Raw genomic sequence first — 22,563 nt, 5'->3', positions numbered from 1 at the left:
GGGGGAACGGGAATGCTTAGTCTTGCTAGGGGAACAGTTATGCGGGTAGTCGAAAAGCGATCAGGCATGCAGATCGTAGAATTGAAAATGGCAGAGGATGGCGAGGTGGCACAGGCGCTCTCCTTCAGCAATGAAGCCTACGAGGCAGGAGAAATCCTGATTGTGAATACTACAGCAGTTCGCCTGCGATTGGGTACAGGCGGTTATCATTTGGTCGTGTCCAAAGCGGAGGAGTGTTCAGAACGAGATGTGGCTCCGGGAATGTGGGGGCATGTGATGAAGATGCGATATGCCCCGTGGCAGCTGGCGGTGGACACGGTCGAAGAGCAGGAGAGTCCGTATCATTCTCTATTTGTACGCGACGATTTGACTTTGGAGGGAACGCCTGTCATTATTGGCGAGCTGCACAGTCTCTTGCCGGTCGTTGCAGCTGCGTTGCGGCAAAATCAACCGGAGGCAAAAGTCGTTTATGTGATGCCGGATGGCGCTTCTTTGCCCGTAGCGATGAGCAGGCATGTCCATCAATGTAAATCGCAGGGACTGCTGAATGCAGTTGTCACGACTGGGCATGCTTGGGGAGGTGACCGTGAAGCGGTAACAATTCACAGTGGTCTATTGGCAGCAAAGCATGTAGAGAAGGCTGATGTGATTCTTTGCATGCTGGGGCCAGGCGTAGCGGGCACGGGCACACCTTACGCATTTTCTGGCGTACAGCTGGCAGAGGTTGTTCATGCCGTATCTATTTTGAATGGTGTTCCTTTTTTTCTGCCGCGTATCAGCTTTGCGGACCCACGCTTGCGTCATCGTGGTGTCAGTCATCATACGATGGCCATTTTGGGTCGCTATGTATTGCGGCCAGTTGTGCTCATTATGCCAAAGCTCGGTGACGATCGAGATAGCATGATGGCTGAACAGATTCAATCACTATACGAGAAAAGTCATGTAGTGGTATGGGGCCACTCGGCTTCTGAAGACCGCTTGTCCAATCTGGAGCAGCAGTATGGGATGGCCTTTTCATCGATGGGGCGAAGCTGGCAGGAAGATCCTGTACCCTTTTTTACAGCTCTGTTGGCGGCAGATCTGACCAAGAAAAGTTTTTCTTTTTCCTGGAAGTCTGTCAGCGCCGATTCAGATTGCTACGCTTCGCCAAATAATCTTGAAGCGTTAGGTCTTTTTTTGACCAGGAACGAAGCGCAGCTCTGATTTCCCAAGCTTTCCCTACCATACGCAAATGCTTTTCCCCGACATAGGTTTTCATCGTCGATTTCCTCCGATACAATAGGTTGGACAAGCTTCATGTTTCCAGCCTATGGAGGAGGCATGAGGAATAGAACCAGATTTCTGACAGAGGAGGCCCATCATGAATCCGAATAAGCCAGAGCATTTATATGAGAAAACGATTTCGAGTCAATCGATCTATGAGGGGCGCATCATTAAAGTAAAAGTGGACGAAGTGCTGTTGCCGAATGGAAATACGGCCAAGCGCGAGATAGTCCATCATCAGGGGGCCGTGGCCATCATTCCGCTTACGGATGACGGAAGGCTGGTCGCGGTGCGTCAGTTCCGCAAGCCGCTGGAAAAGGTCATTGTGGAGATACCAGCCGGCAAGCTGGAGCCGGGCGAGGATCCTTTGTCCTGCGCAAAACGTGAATTGGAGGAAGAGACAGGTTATACAGCGGCTCATTATGAAAAGCTGAGTGCGTTCTACACGTCACCAGGCTTTGCAGATGAATTGCTTCATGTCTACGTGGCCAAAGGATTGGTCAAAGGAGAAAGCCGTCCGGATGAGGATGAATTCGTGGATCTGCTGGAATTGACTCTGGAAGAAGCGCATGAGCTGCACCAGGCTGGCGAAATCTGTGATGCCAAGACAGTGGTTGCCCTGTTTCATTGGGAGAACCAAATGCTCCGTGCCCGTGGATAACAAGCAGCTCCGTTCATTCTTTTGTGACATGCACATCCATATTGGCGGGACGCGAACCGGACGACCGGTTAAAATAACGGCTTCACGTGCCATGACATTAACGAAAATTCTTGAGGAAGCCTCATGGCGCAAAGGGATGGATATGATCGGTGTGATTGATGCTCATTCCCCGGAAGTTCAGGAGGAACTCCTGGATCTTCTGGAGCGTGGTGATGCCATCGAACAAAGCGACGGTGGAATCCTTTTTCAGCAGACGGTACTCATTCTGGGCTGCGAGGTCGAGATCAAAGAAGAAGGACGGGGAGAAGCTCATTTTCTCGTCTATCTGCCGACGATCAAAGCCATGCAGGCTTTTACTCATTGGCTTGGGGCTCGCTGCAAAAATGTGCATCTCAGCTCACAGCGCATACATGCCACCATTCTGGGATTGCAGCAATGCGCACAGCATTTAGGTGGCACTGTGATCCCTGCTCATATTTTTACACCGCATAAGGGTCTTTACGGAAGCTGCACCGATTCCATGCAGGAAGTGCTTGATCCTACCTTGATCTACGCCGTGGAGCTGGGACTAAGCGCCAACACGCAAATGGCCGACCAAATCTCGGAGCTTCATTCCAAAACCTTTCTTACGAATTCAGATGCCCACTCCCTGGGTAAAATCGGTCGGGAGTATCAGGAGATTCGAATGGCAGAAGCCTCATTTGCAGAGTGGATCAAAGCGCTGCAACAAAAGGATGGGCGAGGAGTTGTCGTCAACTACGGGTTGACTCCTCAGTTGGGCAAATACCATCAGACCACTTGCCAGGGTTGCCAAACACCTTTGCCAGAGGACGATTCCCCGCGTTGTCCCGTATGTGGCTTCAAGCGAGTCGTACGTGGTGTAGCAGCTCGGATTGGTCAGCTTGCAGATCTTCCGAAGGATGTTCATCCCGCACACCGTCCACCCTATGTAGAACAGGTTCCGCTGGAATTTATCCCGGGTGTTGGGCCAAAGCTACTGCAAAAGCTGTATGATGCATTCGGAACGCAGATGGATATTCTTCATCGGGTTGCGGAAGAGGATTTGATACGCGTGGCAGGAGAAAAAATAGCGAATCGTATCGTCCGTGCCCGGTCGGGGGCATTGAACGTACAGGCTGGAGGAGCGGGAACCTACGGAAGAATCGTGGATGGATAATGGCATAGGGGAGGACTCGTCCGCATAAGCTGTACAGTAATCAGCGAAGCGGGAGGGGACCAAAGTGCGTTCAAGAATCGGACAAACCATCCAAGCCTATGCCAAGGAGCATCAATCGCTCTATTGGTTCACGATTGTTCTGTTTACAATGGGGATTATTTTCGGAGCGGTGCTTGTGAATTCTTTGCCCCTTTCGCAAAAACAAGAATTACACGGCTTCCTTCAGTACTTTTTCAATACGCTCGGGCAAGAGGGAATTCCCGACACGCGGCCTCATTTTCAGGAGTCGTTTGGCCATTACGCAAAAACGGTAGGGATTATGTGGGTACTTGGGCTTTCCATTATAGGGTTGCCGATGATACTGTTGATCCTGTTCTTAAAAGGGGTAGTTGTGGGCTTTACAGTTGGTTTTCTCGTCAACCAAATGCAGTGGCAAGGAGTGACCTTTGCCATGATGGGCGTGCTGCCGCAAAATTTACTGGTTGTTCCTGCCTTATTTATCATAGGCGTGAGTGGAATTTCCTTTTCCCTGAGACTGATAAAAACCAGACTGTTAAGCAAACGCGATGGAATTATGCCGCATTTTGTAGGCTATACGGTTCTGGTGATCTCAATGCTGGCCGTCTTGACCATTGCTTCATTATTTGAGACCTTTGTCTCCCCCAGACTCATGCAGCTCGTACTCAATTAAGAATTATTATCAAGTAAGAACTTATGTATTTGACTTATTCTAGGCCCCTCTACTATAATAGGAGCAGGTTTCAAGCGAGCGGGGAGGGGCATTAATGTTGGAAGAAAAGTTAGAAAAAATAAAGCAACAGCTGCATGCACAAAACTACAAATTGACGCCACAACGTGAAGCCACTGTTCGCGTTTTACTGGAAAATGAAGAAGATCATCTCAGCGCTGAAGATGTGTACCTTTTGGTAAAAGATAAAGCTCCTGAGATCGGGCTTGCTACAGTCTATCGCACACTAGAGCTGCTAAGCGAGCTGAAGATTCTCCACAAGATGAACTTCGGCGACGGTGTAGCCAGATACGACCTACGCGATGACAATGCTGCGTATCACCATCATCACTTGATCTGTCTGCACTGCGGAACGGTTGATGAAATCTTCGAAGACTTGTTGGTCTCTGCAGAGGAAAAGGTCAAGAATGTTTACAACTTTTACATTACCGACCATCGTTTGACCTTCTACGGTGTGTGCCACCGTTGCATTGATAAAGTGAACGTAGATGATTTCAAATGAGTAAACTTCTCTTTGAACGGAGAAGTTTTTTCTTTTTTGTAATGGCCATCGATTTCCTGAGGAATCCTAAGAAATGTGCGACAAGCCATACCTTTCGATCCTGTATAACAGCAAGAACAAATGAATACATATAGGCCTAGACCGCAAGTGTCATGGGCACTGGGACAAGTGCATATAGTGAGAGGGAATTGGGGAAGGAGGAACCTGCGATGCGCGTCCCGTACCGTCGATTCATGGAAATGCTTCGATTCCTGCTCTTGCTCGTCACTTGCACGCTTTTGTCTTATGGTATTATTCATGTGTTATCCCAAAGCCTTCTGCCATCCAATCCGTATCAAGTGCCGGATGGAGAAGCGGTAAAGGTTGTGAAATTGATCAATGCCCCTGAGCCTCAAGATTGGGAAGGGTATCTGGCACGACTTCAGCTGTTTTATGTTACAGGTGAATAACCTGACATTTTTCAGTTGAAAAGGGAGGATTTTTTTCATCGATGTGGAAAGCAATACAAGATACTTAACATCTGAAGGGGACGGCTTCATGGACAGTCTGATTGATCAATTTATCCATTTCCTTGCTGTAGAGAAAGGGCTTTCTCCCAACACATTGGAGTCGTATCAGCGGGATATGGTGGCCTATACCTCCTATCTACAGGATCAAGGCGTTACTCGGATTGAGGATTCTACGCGATCGCATATCATCGGGTACTTGCTGGCGCTGAGGGAAAAAGGCCGTGCCACCGCCACCCTGTCACGGAATATGGCTTCTATCCGTGCGTTCTATCAGTTTCTCGTCAGGGACAAGTACTTGGACAAGGACCCTTCTATCCATCTAGAAACGCCGAAGATCGAGAAGCGTCTGCCGAAAGTCCTTTCCATTGAAGAAGTGGAGCGGTTGTTGGATAGTCCTCCGGTCAATCATCCCGCAGGACTGCGCGACAAGGCTATGCTTGAATTGCTGTATGCTACAGGTATCCGGGTCTCTGAGTTAGTGAATTTGGACGCATCTGACGTGAACCTGGATATGGGTTTTGTCAAATGCATGGGAAAAGGGTCCAAGGAAAGAATCATCCCACTTGGTTCCGTAGCCATCCAGATGGTTCGTCACTACTTGCACGCTGGCCGTCCGAAGCTGTTGAAAGGCAGCGATGAATCAGCTCTGTTCCTCAATCATCTGGGCAAGCAGATTACTCGTCAGGGCTTTTGGAAAATCATCAAGCGATACGCCCTGAAGGCGAACATTCGTGCAGAGATTACCCCACATACGTTGCGGCACTCCTTTGCAACTCATCTGCTTGAAAATGGTGCAGACCTGCGCTCTGTTCAGGAGATGCTGGGTCATGCCGATATTTCAACCACTCAGATTTATACACATGTGACGAGAACTCGAATCAAAGACATTTACGCCAAGACACATCCCCGTGCCTAGGTGTCATCCAACTCCGTCGTTTTATAGGCGGAGCCAACTTTTCTTTCATCAGGTCAGACGTCTGACGACCTTGGTGGAAAATGATCCCTACAGAATTGGAGGCGTTACAATTGCGGTTTTCTCGAGTTTTTTTAATCGTTTTGGACAGTGTTGGGATCGGCGAGCTGCCGGATGCTCCTCGCTTTCAAGATGAAGGTGCACATACATTGGGCCACATTGCTGAGCGAGTAGAGGGATTTGCCATGCCCAACATGGAAAAGATGGGTTTGGGCAATATCGCTCCTCTGCGAAATGTACCAGTGGCTGCAGCACCACAGGCCCACTTTGGTAAAATGCAGGAAATCTCCATGGGAAAAGATACGACGACCGGTCATTGGGAGATCATGGGACTCCATGTTTCAGTTCCATTCAATACTTATCCAGATGGATTTCCAACTGCTTTGATTGAGGAATTTGAAAACAGAATCGGTCGCAAGGTATTGGGAAACAAGGTGGCTTCCGGCACGGATATTCTCGATGAGCTCGGAGAAGAACACATGAAAACGGGGAGTGTCATCGTCTACACTTCGGCCGACAGTGTGTTTCAGGTAGCTGCCCACGAAGAAGTCATTCCACTAGAAGAGCTGTACCACATTTGTCAGGTTGCTCGAGAGCTTACCTTGCGTGATGAGTATGCGGTAACACGTGTCATTGCGAGGCCGTTCTTGGGGACCCCCGGAAACTTTACTCGGACGTCCAATCGCCATGACTACTCTGTGAAACCTTTTTCTCCGACTGTGATGAACCATCTGCAAGATGGAGGCTTCGAATCCATTGCGATTGGCAAAATCAGTGATATTTACGCAGAGGAAGGGATAACCCAAGCCATTCGCACGAAGGATAACATGGATGGCGTCGACCAGCTCATCCAGACGATGAAGCAGGACTTCACGGGTCTCAGTTTTGTAAATCTGGTCGATTTCGATGCGAAATTCGGACATCGTCGCGATCCGCAAGGGTATGGACAGGCATTGATGGAATTTGACGCCCGTCTTCCGGAGATCGTCGCGAACCTGCGCAAGGATGACCTGCTGATCATTACCGCAGATCACGGGAATGACCCGGTTCATCATGGAACGGATCATACGCGTGAATACGTTCCGCTCATTGTATACCACCAGGGCATCCAGCAAGGCAGTCACCTCGGTATCCGGGAGACCTTTGCGGATGTAGGGGCAACGATTGCGGAGAACTTTGGGGTAAAGGCACCTGCTATTGGAAAGAGTTTCCTAAGTGATGTATAAAAATTAAATCTCTATAAACATTTATATAGAAGAAACAGAAAAATGGAGGAGTGTTTCACATGACAAAATATCAGGATGCAGTAGCATACATCGAGCCTAAGCTCGCAGAAAAACCCACAATCGGCTTGGTTTTAGGTTCTGGTTTAGGTGTTCTGGCTGACGAAATCGAAAATCCGGTCGTCATTCCTTACGATGAGATCCCCGGCTTTACGAAATCGACGGTAGTCGGACATAAGGGACAACTGGTGATTGGTAAGCTGCGGGGTAAGCAGGTAGTCGCGATGCAAGGACGTTTCCATTATTACGAAGGCCACGATCTGGACGCGGTTGTTTTTCCTATTCGCGTCATGAAGCTGCTGGGAGTGGAAACGATGATCATCACCAATGCTGCTGGCGGCATTAACGAAAGCTATGGGGAAGGAAATCTGATGCTGATTCGCGATCACATCAATTTGACCGCACGCAATCCGTTGATTGGCCCGAATGACGATGAAATGGGTACTCGTTTCCCAGACATGTCTGAAGCGTACTCCAAGGATTTGCGGAATCTCGCGAAAAACGTAGCCGAAGAGCAGGGCATTAATCTGCAGGAAGGTGTGTACGTAGGTCTCTTGGGACCGAGCTACGAAACGCCAGCAGAGATTCGCATGCTGCGCATTCTCGGAGCAGATGCGGTAGGGATGTCGACAGTACCGGAAGTCATTGTGGCTCGCCACATGAATGTAAAGGTGCTGGGCATCTCCTGCATCAGCAACATGGCGGCAGGGATCCTGGAGCAGCCGTTGTCTCATGAAGAAGTGATGGCTACTACGGAGAGAGTGAAATCTCAATTCCTGACTCTGGTCAAGGAAATCGTATTCAAACTGTAAGAACGACGAAGGGTATTTCCGATTGACACTGTGTTTTCGTACAGTGAAGTGCTAAATACTAAACGCGAGTAATGGGAATGGGGTGTTTTACAATGCGCATGGTTGACATGATCGCCAAGAAAAGGGATGGAGGCGAACTCACAACCGAAGAAATCCGATTCCTTGTAGAAGGCTATACATCAGGAAGCATTCCAGACTATCAAATGTCCGCTTGGGCAATGGCTGTCCTGTTCCGTGGCATGACCGCACGTGAAACAGGCGACCTGACTTTGGCGATGGCGGGCTCTGGTGAGCAGCTGGACCTGTCTTCCCTGTCGGGTGTCAAGGTAGATAAGCACAGTACTGGTGGGGTAGGCGACAAAACTACGCTTGTCGTCGCACCTCTGGTGGCTGCTGCAGGTATTCCCGTTGCCAAAATGTCCGGTAGAGGGCTCGGCTATTCAGGCGGTACCATTGACAAGCTCGAATCCTTTAGTGGCTTCCAGGTCGAGCGTACCCGTGAACAGTTTTTGCAGCAGGTGCATGATATTGGCGTATCCGTCATCGGACAGTCGGGTAATCTGACTCCTGCGGACAAGAAGCTGTATGCATTGCGGGACGTTACGGCAACCGTAGAAGCCGTTCCATTGATCGCAAGCTCTATCATGTCCAAAAAAATTGCAGCAGGTGCGGATGCCATCCTCCTTGACGTGAAGGTGGGCAAAGGTGCTTTCATGAAAAATCTGGAGCAGGCCGAAACCCTTGCACGCGCAATGGTCGACATCGGAAGTCAGGTAGGGCGCAAAACAGTGGCTGTGATCAGTGACATGAATCAGCCGCTTGGATTTGCTGTGGGCAATGCCCTGGAAGTGAAGGAAGCCATCGAGACTTTAGCCGGCAAAGGACCGCGTGATCTGACTGAGCTTGTCCTGGCGATTGGAGCGCGCATGCTTCTACTTGGCGGACTGGTAGCTACGGTCGAAGAAGGACGGGGCAAGCTGGAAGAGATCATGGCATCAGGTAAAGCAGTAGACAAACTGGCTGAGATGGTAGAAGCGCAAGGCGGAGACAAGGAAGAGGTGTACAACCTGGAAAAGCTTCCGAAAGCGACGCTTTTGCATGCCATTACAGCGAAACAGGATGGATTTATCACCGATATTGATGCTGAAGCAGTAGGCCACGCCTCTGTTGTTTTGGGTGCGGGCAGATTGACCAAGGAAATGGCGATCGATCTGGCAGTTGGTCTTGTGCTGCATAAAAAGCGAGGAGACCAGGTTCAAGCTGGAGAAACGCTGGTGACTGTACATGCGAATCAGGAACAGCTCTTGCAGAGTGCTTTGCAGGAACTGGAGGGTGCCTTCCAGATCTCAGACATTCCTCCTGGCAAACAAACACTGATTTACAAAATAGTTGAACAAATGAGGTAAAACTTTCCAGGCAAGGGATATACAAAAAGTAAAAGTGTATCCCTTCAATGCTGGAAAGTATTTTTTCAAGAAAAAATTATTGATTAAAACTAGCAATTACTATTCATTAGACATATAATTTTTGTATGATGCTATGAAAAATTTTTTTATTGTTCATAAGCTCTTTATAATATTTTATTATTCTACTTGTCAAATTTCGTTGACACCGCTATCATTTCAGATTACTTTTATTGTAACAAACAAAGTATTAATGTTTTTTTCGAAATTCGTAAAAAATGTATGGAGGTTCTCAGAAAATCGTATCTATGAAAAAGCTGGACCATGTTGACAAGCAGATCCTGCAAATCCTCCAAGAAGACGGACGAATCCCGTATACCGAGATCGCCCAGCAGCTTAGAGTAAGCGAAGGTACGATACGCGCTAGAATCACTCAACTGTTGCAAGACGGAGTTTTCCAATTTGTTATTCATCCAGACCCCGAAAAGTTAGGCTTACACGTGCAGGCAATCATCGGGTTGACCACAAAGCTCGGATCGCAGAAATACGTAGCAGAAGAATTAAGTAAGTTTTCTGCCGTTCGTTTTGTGGGCTCGTTTAGCGGTAAGCACGACTTGATCTTACAAGCGTGTTTCCATAGCAATGATGAGCTGATCACGTTCGTCAATGAACGACTCTCTCAAATTGAAGGAATTGTTGCTGCCGATGTCTCTCTCGAACTCAAGCAGTACAAGGATTCCTTCTCTTTCGTTCAGGATGACGACGTGACATTGCAGTGAAAGGGGTTGATGCCTCCCGACTGAAGTCAAGTTTATTTCGCGTATTGTTCTTTTTTTCGTTCGCTGTTTTCAGAAAAGAGACAAATAAAGAAAAACGTACTGGGGGTAATTGTGTTGAAAAAGAGCGTTTTTGCACTCGTGAGTTCTATTGCAGTTTTGGGTACGGCATTGGCTGGTTGCTCAGGTGGCCAACAAACATCTGCACCGCCTGCACAACAACCGGCTGGAGGCACAACTACAGAAACACCTGCGGCTCCTGCTGCTGAAGCGAAGCCACAGGTATTGCGTTTCAATCTCCACTCCGAACCGCCAACAGCGGACCCGGGACTCGCTGAGGATACCACTTCCGGAGCCATCATCCTGGCTACCTTTGATGGTTTGACTCGGATCGTAAAAGATAAGCCAGAAGTTGCTGCTGCTGAAAGCTACACAGTGTCAGAAGATTTGCTGACTTATACTTTCAAGATTCGCGATCACAAATGGAGCAATGGTGAACCGGTAACAGCAAAAGACTTTGAATTTGCTTGGAAGCGCGCACTTGATCCAAAAACAGCTTCCAACTACGCATACCAACTCTATTACATCAAAAATGGTGAAAAAGCGAACAAAGGCGAAGTAAGTCTTGATGAAGTGGGTGTGAAGGCACTCGACGACAAAACGCTGGAAGTGAAACTGGAGAACCCAACTCCGTTCTTCCTGGAGCTGCTCGCATTCCGTACCTACTTCCCAATCAACCAAAAAGTGCATGAGGGCAACGAAAAGTGGGCAGCTGAAGCAGCTACTCACGTAGGTAACGGTCCATTCAAAATGGAAACGTGGGAGCACAAGAGCAAAATTGTTCTCGTGAAAAACGAGAACTATTGGGATAAAGACAGCGTCAAGCTGGATAAAATCGAATTCTCTATGGTAGAAGACGAGAATACAGCATTGTCCATGTTTGAAAACGGTGAATTGGATTGGGCTGGTGCTCCAACAAGCGCCCTGCCAACAGATGCCATCCCAGCTCTGAAAGATGCTGGTAAAATGACAACTCAACCAATCGCAGGTACTTACTGGTACAAGTTCAACACCGAAAAAGCACCATTCAACAACGTGAAGATCCGTAAAGCGTTCACGTTCTCGATTGATCGCGTATCGCTGATCGACAACATCCTGCAAGCAGGTCAGCTCCCTGCAACAGGCGCTGTTCCACCGTCCATGGCTCTGAAAGCAGACGGATATTTCAAAGACAACGATATCGAAACAGCGAAAACATTGCTGCAAGAGGGTATGCAGGAGCTGGGTATTACATCGCTGCCGCCAATTACCTTGTCCTACAACACTTCGGAAGGCCACAAAAAGATCGCCGAAGCGATTCAGGACCAATGGAAGAAAAATCTCGGCGTAGAGGTAAAACTGGAAAACAAAGAATGGAAAGTTTACCTCGAAGACATGCACGAAGGAAACTTCCAAATTGGCCGTATGGGCTGGCTGGGTGACTTCAACGACCCAATCAACTTCCTGGAGCTGTACAAGGATAAAATGGGCGGAAACAACGATACTCGTTGGGAGCATCCGAAATTCAAAGAACTCTTGAACCAATCCGCTACGGAAATGGATGTTGCAAAACGCAAGCAAATTCTGGCAGATGCAGAACAAGTTCTGATGGATGAGATGCCGATTGCCCCAATCTACTTCTATAGGCAATCCTGGGTCCAAAACGAAAACGTCAAAGGCGTACAGATCACTGGTCTGGGCGACATAGACTGGAAATGGGCATACGTTGAGTAATTGAAAAGAAGGAAATGAGTTCGTCTGGGATAAGGTATATGGCCGTCCATATACCTTATCTTATGCAGACTCTTCCGATAGATTATGGCGAAAAGCCAATACAGAGAGAAAAAGTTGTCGCAAGAGATCGAAACTAGGGTTATTTACACAGCCGATTTTTGCACTGTGTCTAAATACGTCCGCAGTGTAAAGATGGGACGTGAAAGCATGCAAAACGGTCTTGACCGTTTTCCCCTCTCGTCGGGGGACAAAAGTGTTTGACCGCAAGCGGTCAGGTGTACTTTATGAAAAACTGTTAGGGGGGTAAGTTAGTTGATCCGTTATCTCGGCAAGCGCATCGTATTCATGCTAATCTCGCTTTTCTTGATCGTAACGGCCACCTTCTTCATCATGCAAGCTGTACCAGGTGGCCCATTTACACAAGAGAGGGCAGTACCAGCAGAAATTGAAAAAGCCTTGAAAGCAAAATACAAGCTCGATTTGCCTTTGCATGAGCAGTATTTGAACTATCTTAAAGGGGTTATCACCTGGGACCTGGGTCCATCCTTTACAGAAAAATCATCAACGGTTAACCAGATGATTAATCGTGGTTTCCCAATATCCGCCCACTTGGGGTTGCAGGCTCTGATCATCGCTATTTTTGGCGGTATAATACTTGGGGTCATAGCGGCATTAAAGCATAATAAATGGCAGGATTACACGGCGATGGTCATTGCCGTTCTCGGGTTATCCGTTCCGGGCTTTATTTTGGCATCATTTTTGCAATATTTCTTCGCGATTCAATGGGGACTGTTCCCGATTGCGAAATGGGAAGATTTCTCCTATACAGTACTTCCATCTCTGGCGCTGGCTGCATCGCCACTCGCGTTTATCGCGCGTCTGACTCGTTCCAACATGATTGAGGTTCTGGGTCAAGACTACATTAAAACAGCGAAAGCAAAAGGTTTGAACACCATTACAATTACAGTAAAACACGCGATCCGGAATGCGCTTTTACCGGTCATTACTTACCTGGGTCCACTGATTGCCAACATTTTGACAGGAGCTTTCGTAATTGAGCGTATCTTCGGTGTTCCAGGACTGGGACGCGAATTCGTACTCTCCATTACGAACCGTGACTACACCGTGATTATGGGAACTACCGTATTCTACTCGATCATCCTTGTTGTGATGATTCTGATCGTAGATATCGCGTACACGCTCATTGATCCACGCATCAAGCTGGCAGACGCAGGAAAGGAGTAATGAACTATGCAATTGAATAAAGAGCATTTTGAGCCGATTTCAGTTGACCTTCGACAATCAGAATCCATCAAGCGTCCAAGCCTTTCTTTCTGGGCTGATGTGTGGCGTCGCCTGAAAATGAATAAGGTAGCGATGGTATCTTTAGTTTTCATCGTTGTACTGATACTCTGCGCGATTTTTGTACCGATGATGACAAATAATGACTACTTTTCGACCAACCTGGCAGGTAAGAATCAAAAGCCTTCTGGTGAGCATTGGTTCGGTACAGACGATCTCGGCCGTGACATGTTCGTCCGTATCTGGTATGGTGCCAGAATTTCCCTTGAGGTTGGGATTATCGCAGCCCTGATCGACTTGATTATCGGTGTCATCTGGGGCGGAATCGCCGGCTTCTACGGCGGTAAAGTAGATGAAGTGATGATGCGTATCGCCGATATTTTGTTTGCAATTCCATATCTTCTCGTTGTTATTTTGCTCATGGTTGTGTTAGAACCAGGAGTTACGACCATTATTATTGCCCTGACGATAACGGGCTGGATTGGGATGGCTAGGATCGTGCGCGGTCAAATGCTTCAATTGAAATCACAGGAATTCGTGCTCGCTGCGCGCTCCCTGGGTGCTGACAGCAACCGCTTGATCTTCAAACACTTGATTCCAAACGCATTGGGTCCTATCATCGTAACCTTGAGCTTGACGATTCCGAACGCGATTTTTGCGGAATCCTTCCTGTCCTTTATCGGATTGGGTGTAGCAGCACCAGTCGCATCATGGGGTACCATGTCTTCTGAGGGCTTGCCTGCCATGAAGTACTTCCCTTGGCGACTCATGTTCCCAGCAGTATTTATCTCGGTTACCATTTTGGCATTTAACTTGCTTGGTGACGGTCTGCGAGATGCTGTAGACCCTCGCTTGCGGAAATAGGAGGGACGATCATTATGGAACGCATACTTGATGTTAAAGACCTACATGTCTCCTTCCATACCTATGCAGGAGAAGTAAAGGCCGTTCGTGGCGTCAACTTCCACGTAAACCGTGGGGAAGCCGTGGCGATCGTAGGAGAGTCCGGATGCGGTAAATCCGTTACGGCCCAATCTCTGATGAAATTGATTCCGATGCCGCCGGGTGAAATTAAAAAAGGAGAAATCCTTTTTAATGGCGAAAATCTTGTAAATAAATCTAATAAACAAATGGAAGCCATCCGTGGGAAAGAAATCGGGATGATTTTCCAAGATCCAATGACATCCCTCAATCCGACCATGACGATTGGGAACCAGATCACAGAGGGGTTGATCAAACACCAAAACATGTCCCGCACTGATGCGCGTAAACGTGCTATTGAGCTGTTGACGATCGTTGGCATTCCTCAACCTGAAAAACGTGTCGAGCAATATCCGCACGAATTCTCTGGTGGGATGCGCCAGCGCGCCATGATCGCTATCGCATTGGCATGCTCGCCAAAGCTGTTGATCGCGGATGAGCCTACGACAGCCCTGGACGTTACCATTCAGGCGCAAATTTTGGATCTGATGAAAGACCTGCAGAAGAAATTGGGTACGTCCATTATCTTGATCACGCATGACCTGGGTGTCGTTGCCGAAATGTGCGACCGTGTCATCGTCATGTATGCAGGTAAAGTAATTGAAACAGGGACTGTAGATGACATTTTCTACAACCCGCAGCACCCGTATACAAAAGGGTTGCTTCGTTCGGTGCCACGTTTGGACTTGAATCGGGATGAACCGTTGACACCTATCTTCGGCACACCGCCAGATCTCTTGCGTCCACCGACAGGATGCGGATTTACCGCACGTTGCGAATCAGCTATGCGCGTGTGTCAGGAAATGGATCCTGAACTCGTTGAAGTTAGTGGCTCACAGCGTGCAGCTTGTTGGCTACAGCATCCGCTTGCTCAGAACCGCTCAGGATCGTAAGAGGGAGGGTAAACAGTGGAAAATCGCGATACATTGATCGAAGTTCGTAATCTGAAGAAATTTTTCTCTATTGGTGACAATACACTCAAAGCTGTGAACGACATCTCTTTTGAGATCAAGCGCGGCGAAACTCTTGGTGTGGTAGGGGAGTCCGGTTGTGGAAAATCCACAGCTGGTCGTACACTTCTTCGTTTGTATGATGCGACTGCTGGAGATGTTTTGTTCGAAGGCAAAAGCATTATGAACTTGAACAATCATGAAATGAAGGCGATGCGCCGCAATATGCAAATGATTTTCCAAGACCCATATGCTTCGTTGAATCCGCGTATGACCGTAGGGGATATCATTGGCGAGGCGCTCGATATTCACGGTTTGGCTACCGGACAAAAGCGAAAGGAGCGCATTCAAGAGCTTCTTTCCCTGGTAAGCTTGAATCCAGAGCACATGAACAGGTTCCCGCATGAATTCTCCGGTGGTCAGCGTCAGCGGATCGGGATTGCCCGTGCGCTTGCCGTAGAACCGAAATTTATCGTGTGTGACGAGCCGATTTCCGCACTGGACGTATCGGTTCAGGCACAGGTTGTAAACCTGCTCGAACAGCTTCAAGAAAAAATGGGCTTGACGTACATGTTCATTGCCCATGACTTATCCATGGTGAAATACATTTCCGACCGTGTTGCGGTTATGTATTTGGGTAAAATGGTTGAGCTGGCAGACAGTGAGGCGCTGTATGAAAAGCCACTTCATCCTTACACCCAAGCACTTTTGTCTGCTATTCCAATTCCTGATCCGGAAATTGAGCGCAACCGTGAACGCATCGTTCTCGAAGGCGATGTACCAAGCCCAATGAACCCGCCAAGCGGCTGCCATTTCCGTACTCGTTGTCCAAAAGCTATGCCAGAGTGTGCTGCCAAAGAGCCAGTCTGGAAGGAGATCGAAAAGGGACATTTCGCTGCTTGTCATCTGTACAACTAGAATGCATTTCATCAAGCGGGTTTCCAGTAAGTGTTAGGCTGGGAACCCGTTTTTAAATTTTTCAATTTACCACGAGTGATTTTGGGATGTTCAAAAAAATGCTACTTTTCAAATAATATTAGGTTTATTCTTGCTAAAAGTCGGTAATAAGTAGAGTAACACAGTGAGGGGGCAGAATCTTATGAGCAAATTTCGTTTTCCGAAAAAGAAAAATAAACCTGCGACTTCTGCACCAGCAATGTCCTTGGGATCATCCAAGCTGACTCAAATTTCCAATCGTTTCAAAGGTTCCCTGGCTTCAAAAATGATTATCTTTGGTCTTATCCTGGTACTAGTGATTATCGGTGCATTGAATTACATAGCTATCTCGTTTTCTAAATCAACCTTGATCGGGATTACCTCCAACCAGTCCAGAATGCTCGCTGAACAGCATGCTGAGAGCATGAATGACTGGGTAAACGCGATCCTTGAGTCTACAAAGACCATGGCCGCCATGCGCATTATGCAAACGGACATGGAGCCACTGATCTTGGAGCAGTTCCGGTTGCTCGTACAATCCCATAAAGAAATTTCCAAGATTTATCTGGTGGATGCCAATTCCGGGAAAATGCTGTATACGCTGACTGTGAAAAGCGATACGGATTTTACAAAGATTAAATATTTTCAGGATGCTAAAAGCTCCGCTGGTCCAGTAATATCCGATGAAGAAATTGTTCAAGGAAATGAAAAAAGCTATCTACATATTGCAGTTCCAGTAGGAGAAGGAAATAAAGACACCAAGAGAATCTTTATTGTCGGGTTCAATATGAATGACCTGCTGCAAAAAACGCAGGATATCTCGTTCATGCAAAATGGACATGCGTTCGTCGTCCGTCAAGATGGCTTGGTCGTAGCGCATCAAAAGACGGAGCTGAACAATCAGCTCTCCTTGCAGGGCAACCCCGATTATGAGGACCTGTTGGCGATCGCAAATCAACAGGTGAGCCAAAGTCTCGTCTATGAAGAAAATGGCAACGAGCTGTTCGCGTCTACGGCACCAATTCCATTATTGAAATGGAATGTCGTGCTTACAACAGGGATAGAAGAAGTTTATGGGGAAGTCGATGCGATGGCGTGGTACTTCATCCTGTTTGCTATCCCCGTCATAGCCATTTCGATGTGGTCGATCTGGTGGTTTGCAAAGCGGATTCGGACTTCCTTGTTTGCGATTGCGCAAGATATGGATCGAATCGGTTCCGGAAATTTTGACGTAAACATTGCAGTCAAAGGGAATGACGAGATTGCGATGGTAGGAACCAAAATGAATGAGATGGCCGCAGAATTGCGGAAATTGATCGCCTTGGTTCAAGGCCAAGCTACTCAGCTGAATGTAGCCACAGAAGAAATGTCGCAATTTGCCGAGGAAAACAAGGGTGCTATCGATGTCATCACCAGCAATATCTCGACTATCGCCCAACGCGTCTCCTTGCAGACGGACGAGGTACAAGCCACTGCGCAAACCGTCTCAGAGATTTCCCAAGGCGTGCAGCAGGTGGCGGTTTCAGCTGAATCTACCTCTGTAGCTACGACACGCACCTTTGAAAGAGCTCAGGATGGCATGCAGTTGGTTGGCAATGTCATTGACACGGTGCGTCGCGCTTCGAACGAAGTAGAACGTACGGCAAAACAAATGCATAATCTGCGTGAGCGCGCACGGCAAATTACTAGTATTGTAGAAATGATCAGCAGCATCGCTTCCCAGACTAATTTGCTCGCGCTTAATGCCGCGATTGAAGCGGCCAGAGCAGGGGATGCAGGAAGAGGCTTTTCGGTGGTTGCGACTGAGGTCAGAAAGCTGGCGGAGGAAAGTAATTTGTTCTCTGATCGAATCGCAGCGATCGCTCACTCCATCAATGACGAAGCGATGGAGATGAGCCGGCATATGGATGAGATCGTCAGCATGGTAGGAGGCGGGTTGCATTCCGTAGAAGCGGTAGGCGTTTCATTCCAAAACATTGTGTCCGACATTCAATCTGCTGCCGAGCAGAGTGAATCGATGACTGCCACTTCGGAAGAGATGGCAGCGGGTAACCAGGTTGTGACTGATTCCATCCATCGATTGGCCTCGATGTCTGACGAGATCAAGGATTCGATTAACGGCGTTGTGAAAACAGTAGATGAACAGCTGCATTCTATCGCCCGAATCAATGAAAATGTTGAACAGCTGAAAAAAATGGCGGATGACCTGACCCAGAATGTTAGCCGGTTTGTCATCTGATCAAAAAATCCCTTCTGCTCCAAGCGGAAGGGGTATTTTTATGTGAATATTTTCCTTTCTGGTTGGTGAGAATAAAACCATGAATGGAGGGAAGAGACTGTTATGAATCGGAAAAGCTATCTCGCTCTATGCTTCATCATGTGCATCACTATCTTTTCTCCTAAGGCTCTTGCAGCCAGTGAGAAGCCTGCTCCACCATCAGGAGCCATGAATTTTGCGCCCAAAGCGTTGTCGGCAGTGATGATCGAGGCTGACACGGGTACGATTCTGTACGAAAAAAATCCGCACGAAAAGCTGCCGCCAGCAAGCATCACCAAAGTGATGACGCTCCTTTTGATCATGGAAGCGATTGATCGTGGTGAACTTAAGATGACAGACAAGGTGCGTACGAGTGAAAGAGCTGCATCGATGGGTGGATCACAGATCTTTTTGCAGCCGGGTGAAGTGATGACTGTCGAGGATATGATCAAAGGAATTGCAATCGCATCAGGCAATGACGCTTCAGTCGCGATGGCGGAGCATTTAGGAGGGACGGAAGAGGCTTTCGTCAACCGCATGAATGAGCGTGCCCGTGAATTGGGAATGAAGAACACTCATTTTGTGAACTCCAATGGGCTTCCTGCTGCGAATCACGTATCTTCAGCCTTTGATATAGCCATTATGTCCAGAGAGTTGCTGAAGCACGAAGATATTACTCGCTTTACAGGAACCTACCAGGATTACCTGCGCAAAGATACCTCCAACCCCTTTTGGTTGGTCAATACCAATCGTCTCGTTCGTTTTTATGAGGGCGTAGACGGCTTGAAAACGGGCTATACAGGGGAAGCCAAATACTGCTTGACGGCAACTGCCAAACGGGACAACATGCGTGTCATTTCGGTCGTGATGGGCGAACCGGATGTGAAGACACGAAACAATGAGGTCTCGACCATGTTCAACTACGCTTTTACCCACTACCAGGTCATGCCGATGTACAAAAAAGGTGAAACGGTCCAGCAATTAACGGTGGACAAGGGGCAGCAGCCGAATATCAATGTCGTCACTCCACAATCCGTAAGTCTTTTGATGAAAAAAGGAGAGAACGCTGATGATTATCAGCGCGAGGTGGTCGTGAACAAGACCGTCAATGCTCCAGTGAACAAGGATCAGGTTGTGGGGCATATTTTTATCCGAACCAAAGACGGCAAGGAAGTAAATCGAATCGATTTGTATCCGGAGCAAACCGTCGATGAGGCAGGTATGTGGGAGATTCTCAAGCGAACAACGAAGAAGGTTTTGATTAGCTACTAATCAGACAACAGGAGCGCGAAAAGAGTCGAGTTGCCTCGAAAGAACGGTTATGGCTGCTCGATTTTTTTGTTCTTTTGTCGGCTGGCAGGAATTGGATAAGAGAGAGAAGAAAGAGATTGTCACTACGGGATGAAGGAGTGTGTCAGCTATGAGTTTACGAATCGCGATGGAAACCAGACAGGATGTCCTGGTGATCCGTTTGCAGGGGGAATTGGACCATCACACTGCGGAGGAATTGCGCAGCAAGGTGGATGAAGTATTGCGCACCTCTCCTATTCGCCATATTGTTCTCAGTCTAGCGGATTTGGCGTTTATGGACAGTTCCGGTATCGGAGTGATTCTTGGCAGATACAAGCAGATTTCTGCCAGGTCGGGCGATATGTATGTTTGCTCCATCAATCCGACGATCTACCGGATTTTTGAAATGTCGGGATTGTTCAAGGTGATCAAGTTTCGTGAAAACGAGGCAGAAGCACTGCTAATCCTGGGGGTGGCGTAATGAAGGTACAACGTAATTTCATGACCGTGTCGTTCGCTGCGGTAAGCCAGAACGAGGCTTTTGCTCGTGTTGCCGTAGCATCGTTCATTTCTCAATTGGATATCACGATGGATGAATTGGAAGAGATCAAGACGGTAATATCAGAAGCTGTGACAAATGCTATCATCCACGGATATGACGAAAATCCAGAGGGTGTGGTACATATTTCCGTGCAGATCAATGATGGAGTGATTGACGTCGTTGTGGAAGACAAAGGCAAAGGAATCGAGGATGTGGAGCAGGCGATGCAGCCCCTCTACACAACCAAGCCGGAGCTGGAACGTTCCGGAATGGGTTTTACCATTATGGAGAATTTCATGGACTCTTTGGAAGTGGCGACCTCTGTCGGTAAAGGGACAACTGTTCGTCTGACCAAACGCCTGTCGTTTGCCAAAGCCTTGCAAAATTAGGGGTAGTGCCAATGGGTGCCGATATCAAAAATGCGAGTCAACCATTTCTGACCAATGACCAAGTGAAAGACTTGATCGCCAAGAGTCAGGCAGGAGATAGTGATGCCCGAGAGCTATTGGTGAATAGCAATATCAGGCTGGTTTGGTCCGTCGTCCAGCGCTTTATCAACCGTGGCTACGAAGCGGATGATTTGTTTCAGATTGGCTGCATTGGCTTGTTAAAGGCCGTCGACAAGTTTGACCTAACGTATGATGTGCGGTTCTCTACGTATGCTGTGCCTATGATCATCGGAGAAATCCAACGCTTCTTGCGTGACGATGGAACGGTCAAGGTGAGTCGTTCACTCAAGGAAACCGCTAATAAAGTAAGGCGAGTCAAGGATGAATTGTACAAGCAATTCGGTCGAGCTCCGACGATTGCAGAAGTAGCCGATGCAGTGGGTATTACACCGGAGGAAGTCGTCTTCGCACAGGAAGCGAGCCGTTCCCCGTCCTCCATCCATGAGACTGTTTTTGAAAATGATGGAGATCCGATCACGCTGATCGATCAGATTGCGGATGAGGGAGTAAACAAATGGTTTGAGAAAATTGCCCTGAAGGATGCCATCAGCCGCTTGAGTGAAAGAGAGCAGTTGATCGTATACCTGCGCTACTACAAGGACCAGACACAGTCAGAAGTAGCGGAGCGTTTGGGGATTTCACAAGTACAGGTATCGCGCCTAGAGAAGCGAATCCTGCAAACCATCAAGGACCAGATCGAACACTAGCATCAATATAAGAGAAACACCAAGGCATAATGACGCTTTGGTGTTTTTCTTGTTATTCCGAGGGGAGAGCTGGCAAAGAGAAGGGTATGGGTTTTCAGGCAGGGCACATACTAGCGAGTGATAAGGAGTTGGAAATCAAGGAGGGGATCAGATGAAAGATCCGTTGTATCTGCGCCTGCGCAATCGGTTGGCGGTCAAGCCACAATCCGTGATTACGTTGGGTGACATCTGTCAATTTTTCTGGGACGGAAGCAAGGAGGAGGCGATCAGACGAATTCCTGTCTATCAGGTTTCGCCAAAGGACGGGAACCTGGTGATCATTGACATTATGCAAGTCATTGAAAGACTGAGATCTGCCTATCCAGAGGCGGAACTGGAAGTGCAAGGTGCCTCGCAAATCATCGTTGAAGTGATGAATCCGAGAAAAAGGGCGAATCCGTTGTTGGTTGCCTTGGTTTGGATTCTTTTGTTCGTAGGTTCAGGACTGGCCATCATGAACTTCCACACCGATGTGAGTATGAAAGAAGTACATCAACGTATTTTTTACCTGATCACCGGAGATAAAAACCTGCATCCACTCTGGCTGCAAATTCCGTACTCCATCGGAATCGGGCTAGGGATGGTGCTGTTTTTCAATCATATCTTTCAAAAGAAAATTAACGAGGAGCCGAGCCCACTAGAAGTAGAGTTGTTCATGTACCAGCAAAATGTCGATCAATATTACATCCAGCATGAAAATAAGGAAAATCAGCGTACGAAAACGTGAGCATCATTCAAGTCATGCTCGTCGTCCTGGTCGGATTGGGCTGGGGAGTCGCCGTGGGAAGTGGGTTTGTAGCTTTCATAACCGTGCTGGATATCGTTCCGCGACTGACCCAATTGACCAATGCCCATCAACATATTCGCAAGCTGGAGTGGGCTTTGGTAAGTGGAGCGCTGTTTTTTACATTGATTGATTTTTATCAAATTAAGACGAGTCTGCCTGTACTGGTTACGTCCGTCTATGGACTCTTGGCAGGTGTTTTTGTAGGAACTTTGGCGGCAGGACTCACCGAAGCCTTAAATGTCTTTCCCATCATCGCCAAGCGTTTGCATATGGATGGAAGTCTACTTTATCTGCTGATGGCGATGGTTTTTGGCAAAATTACGGGCTCGTTGCTTCAGTGGCTGCTGCATCTGTGAACTGGTAAATACCGCTATTCATAGGATCCATTGAAACAGGAAATATATAGATAGAGTGAAATTTTTACACAGGTATGGACAAGTAAAG

23 protein-coding genes are annotated in these 22,563 nt (G+C 47.8%); all 23 read left to right on the top strand.

Going from position 1 to position 22,563, the window contains the following annotated elements; genetic code table 11:
• The first annotated feature begins 39 nt into the window (after nucleotides 1-39).
• Nucleotides 40-1,203 (top strand): DUF3866 family protein, encoded by a 1,164-nt coding sequence (locus EDM52_RS25125; RefSeq protein WP_245996650.1) that lies wholly within the window; start codon nucleotides 40-42, stop codon nucleotides 1,201-1,203.
• 157 nt (nucleotides 1,204-1,360) lie between these two features.
• Nucleotides 1,361-1,924, top strand: a complete 564-nt coding sequence (locus tag EDM52_RS07565; protein ID WP_122908394.1) for an NUDIX domain-containing protein — start codon at nucleotides 1,361-1,363, stop codon at nucleotides 1,922-1,924.
• 28 nt (nucleotides 1,925-1,952) lie between these two features.
• The gene (locus tag EDM52_RS07560; protein WP_245996649.1) at nucleotides 1,953-3,101 is read left to right on the top strand and encodes an endonuclease Q family protein; all 1,149 of its coding nucleotides are present in this window, start codon (nucleotides 1,953-1,955) and stop codon (nucleotides 3,099-3,101) included.
• Between the two features lie 64 nt (nucleotides 3,102-3,165).
• Nucleotides 3,166-3,792: a stage II sporulation protein M gene (gene spoIIM / locus EDM52_RS07555; protein ID WP_122908392.1), complete on the top strand. Its 627-nt coding sequence runs from the start codon at nucleotides 3,166-3,168 to the stop codon at nucleotides 3,790-3,792.
• A gap of 94 nt (nucleotides 3,793-3,886) precedes the next feature.
• The gene (gene fur, locus EDM52_RS07550) at nucleotides 3,887-4,351 is read left to right on the top strand and encodes a ferric iron uptake transcriptional regulator (RefSeq protein ID WP_057134164.1); all 465 of its coding nucleotides are present in this window, start codon (nucleotides 3,887-3,889) and stop codon (nucleotides 4,349-4,351) included.
• Nucleotides 4,352-4,560: 209 nt separating this feature from the next.
• Complete coding sequence (locus EDM52_RS07545; protein WP_122908391.1) at nucleotides 4,561-4,800, top strand: DUF4227 family protein; 240 nt, start codon at nucleotides 4,561-4,563, stop codon at nucleotides 4,798-4,800.
• Nucleotides 4,801-4,888: 88 nt separating this feature from the next.
• On the top strand, nucleotides 4,889-5,776 hold the full coding sequence (gene xerD / locus EDM52_RS07540; RefSeq protein ID WP_122908390.1) for a site-specific tyrosine recombinase XerD: 888 nt from the start codon (nucleotides 4,889-4,891) through the stop codon (nucleotides 5,774-5,776).
• Between the two features lie 110 nt (nucleotides 5,777-5,886).
• A complete protein-coding gene (gene deoB / locus EDM52_RS07535) occupies nucleotides 5,887-7,059 on the top strand; it encodes a phosphopentomutase (RefSeq protein ID WP_122908389.1) in 1,173 nt (390 codons plus the stop codon).
• Between the two features lie 59 nt (nucleotides 7,060-7,118).
• A complete protein-coding gene (locus EDM52_RS07530; protein WP_122908388.1) occupies nucleotides 7,119-7,928 on the top strand; it encodes a purine-nucleoside phosphorylase in 810 nt (269 codons plus the stop codon).
• Between the two features lie 92 nt (nucleotides 7,929-8,020).
• Nucleotides 8,021-9,334 carry a pyrimidine-nucleoside phosphorylase gene (locus EDM52_RS07525; protein ID WP_122908387.1) on the top strand — a complete coding sequence of 438 codons (1,314 nt, stop codon included), beginning with the start codon at nucleotides 8,021-8,023 and terminating at the stop codon, nucleotides 9,332-9,334.
• Nucleotides 9,335-9,639: 305 nt separating this feature from the next.
• A complete protein-coding gene (locus EDM52_RS07520; protein ID WP_122908386.1) occupies nucleotides 9,640-10,110 on the top strand; it encodes an Lrp/AsnC family transcriptional regulator in 471 nt (156 codons plus the stop codon).
• A gap of 114 nt (nucleotides 10,111-10,224) precedes the next feature.
• A complete protein-coding gene (locus EDM52_RS07515) occupies nucleotides 10,225-11,880 on the top strand; it encodes a peptide ABC transporter substrate-binding protein (protein WP_122908385.1) in 1,656 nt (551 codons plus the stop codon).
• Between the two features lie 312 nt (nucleotides 11,881-12,192).
• Entirely contained in the window at nucleotides 12,193-13,125 is a 933-nt protein-coding gene (locus EDM52_RS07510; protein WP_122908384.1) for an ABC transporter permease, read from the top strand.
• A gap of 6 nt (nucleotides 13,126-13,131) precedes the next feature.
• Nucleotides 13,132-14,046 (top strand): ABC transporter permease, encoded by a 915-nt coding sequence (locus EDM52_RS07505; protein ID WP_122908383.1) that lies wholly within the window; start codon nucleotides 13,132-13,134, stop codon nucleotides 14,044-14,046.
• A gap of 14 nt (nucleotides 14,047-14,060) precedes the next feature.
• Nucleotides 14,061-15,056, top strand: coding sequence for an ABC transporter ATP-binding protein (locus EDM52_RS07500; RefSeq protein ID WP_122908382.1), 996 nt, complete (start codon nucleotides 14,061-14,063; stop codon nucleotides 15,054-15,056).
• A 15-nt stretch (nucleotides 15,057-15,071) separates the two neighbouring features.
• Nucleotides 15,072-16,031, top strand: coding sequence for an ABC transporter ATP-binding protein (locus EDM52_RS07495; RefSeq protein ID WP_122908381.1), 960 nt, complete (start codon nucleotides 15,072-15,074; stop codon nucleotides 16,029-16,031).
• 181 nt (nucleotides 16,032-16,212) lie between these two features.
• Nucleotides 16,213-18,288 (top strand): methyl-accepting chemotaxis protein, encoded by a 2,076-nt coding sequence (locus tag EDM52_RS07490; protein ID WP_122908380.1) that lies wholly within the window; start codon nucleotides 16,213-16,215, stop codon nucleotides 18,286-18,288.
• A 102-nt stretch (nucleotides 18,289-18,390) separates the two neighbouring features.
• On the top strand, nucleotides 18,391-19,578 hold the full coding sequence (locus EDM52_RS07485; RefSeq protein WP_122908379.1) for a D-alanyl-D-alanine carboxypeptidase family protein: 1,188 nt from the start codon (nucleotides 18,391-18,393) through the stop codon (nucleotides 19,576-19,578).
• 148 nt (nucleotides 19,579-19,726) lie between these two features.
• Nucleotides 19,727-20,077 carry an anti-sigma F factor antagonist gene (spoIIAA, locus tag EDM52_RS07480; protein WP_122908378.1) on the top strand — a complete coding sequence of 117 codons (351 nt, stop codon included), beginning with the start codon at nucleotides 19,727-19,729 and terminating at the stop codon, nucleotides 20,075-20,077.
• Nucleotides 20,077-20,526, top strand: a complete 450-nt coding sequence (gene spoIIAB / locus EDM52_RS07475) for an anti-sigma F factor (RefSeq protein WP_122908377.1) — start codon at nucleotides 20,077-20,079, stop codon at nucleotides 20,524-20,526. Before spoIIAA ends, spoIIAB begins: the two co-directional genes overlap by 1 nt.
• A gap of 11 nt (nucleotides 20,527-20,537) precedes the next feature.
• A complete protein-coding gene (gene sigF / locus EDM52_RS07470) occupies nucleotides 20,538-21,293 on the top strand; it encodes an RNA polymerase sporulation sigma factor SigF (protein WP_122908376.1) in 756 nt (251 codons plus the stop codon).
• A 151-nt stretch (nucleotides 21,294-21,444) separates the two neighbouring features.
• The gene (locus EDM52_RS07465; RefSeq protein WP_122908375.1) at nucleotides 21,445-22,059 is read left to right on the top strand and encodes a stage V sporulation protein AA; all 615 of its coding nucleotides are present in this window, start codon (nucleotides 21,445-21,447) and stop codon (nucleotides 22,057-22,059) included.
• Nucleotides 22,060-22,073: 14 nt separating this feature from the next.
• Complete coding sequence (locus tag EDM52_RS07460; protein ID WP_276531577.1) at nucleotides 22,074-22,475, top strand: stage V sporulation protein AB; 402 nt, start codon at nucleotides 22,074-22,076, stop codon at nucleotides 22,473-22,475.
• Nucleotides 22,476-22,563: the final 88 nt, after the last annotated feature.

Origin of the sequence: Brevibacillus invocatus (genome assembly GCF_003710915.1) — a bacterium.
GTDB classification, from domain to species: domain Bacteria; phylum Bacillota; class Bacilli; order Brevibacillales; family Brevibacillaceae; genus Brevibacillus; species Brevibacillus invocatus.
This window is presented reverse-complemented; position numbering and strand designations above follow the sequence as displayed.

Excerpts from the sequence above, each read along its gene's own strand:
- EDM52_RS25125 (WP_245996650.1), top strand. The coding sequence starts at position 40 with ATGCGGGTAGTCGAAAAGCGATCAGGCATGCAGATCGTAGAATTGAAA.
- EDM52_RS07565 (WP_122908394.1), top strand. The coding sequence starts at position 1,361 with ATGAATCCGAATAAGCCAGAGCATTTATATGAGAAAACGATTTCGAGT.
- EDM52_RS07560 (WP_245996649.1), top strand. The coding sequence starts at position 1,953 with ATGCACATCCATATTGGCGGGACGCGAACCGGACGACCGGTTAAAATA.
- fur (WP_057134164.1), top strand. The coding sequence starts at position 3,887 with ATGTTGGAAGAAAAGTTAGAAAAAATAAAGCAACAGCTGCATGCACAA.
- EDM52_RS07545 (WP_122908391.1), top strand. The coding sequence starts at position 4,561 with ATGCGCGTCCCGTACCGTCGATTCATGGAAATGCTTCGATTCCTGCTC.
- xerD (WP_122908390.1), top strand. The coding sequence starts at position 4,889 with ATGGACAGTCTGATTGATCAATTTATCCATTTCCTTGCTGTAGAGAAA.
- EDM52_RS07530 (WP_122908388.1), top strand. The coding sequence starts at position 7,119 with ATGACAAAATATCAGGATGCAGTAGCATACATCGAGCCTAAGCTCGCA.
- EDM52_RS07525 (WP_122908387.1), top strand. The coding sequence starts at position 8,021 with ATGCGCATGGTTGACATGATCGCCAAGAAAAGGGATGGAGGCGAACTC.
- EDM52_RS07520 (WP_122908386.1), top strand. The coding sequence starts at position 9,640 with ATGAAAAAGCTGGACCATGTTGACAAGCAGATCCTGCAAATCCTCCAA.
- EDM52_RS07505 (WP_122908383.1), top strand. The coding sequence starts at position 13,132 with ATGCAATTGAATAAAGAGCATTTTGAGCCGATTTCAGTTGACCTTCGA.
- EDM52_RS07500 (WP_122908382.1), top strand. The coding sequence starts at position 14,061 with ATGGAACGCATACTTGATGTTAAAGACCTACATGTCTCCTTCCATACC.
- EDM52_RS07490 (WP_122908380.1), top strand. The coding sequence starts at position 16,213 with ATGAGCAAATTTCGTTTTCCGAAAAAGAAAAATAAACCTGCGACTTCT.
- EDM52_RS07485 (WP_122908379.1), top strand. The coding sequence starts at position 18,391 with ATGAATCGGAAAAGCTATCTCGCTCTATGCTTCATCATGTGCATCACT.
- spoIIAA (WP_122908378.1), top strand. The coding sequence starts at position 19,727 with ATGAGTTTACGAATCGCGATGGAAACCAGACAGGATGTCCTGGTGATC.
- spoIIAB (WP_122908377.1), top strand. The coding sequence starts at position 20,077 with ATGAAGGTACAACGTAATTTCATGACCGTGTCGTTCGCTGCGGTAAGC.
- sigF (WP_122908376.1), top strand. The coding sequence starts at position 20,538 with ATGGGTGCCGATATCAAAAATGCGAGTCAACCATTTCTGACCAATGAC.
- EDM52_RS07465 (WP_122908375.1), top strand. The coding sequence starts at position 21,445 with ATGAAAGATCCGTTGTATCTGCGCCTGCGCAATCGGTTGGCGGTCAAG.
- EDM52_RS07460 (WP_276531577.1), top strand. The coding sequence starts at position 22,074 with ATGCTCGTCGTCCTGGTCGGATTGGGCTGGGGAGTCGCCGTGGGAAGT.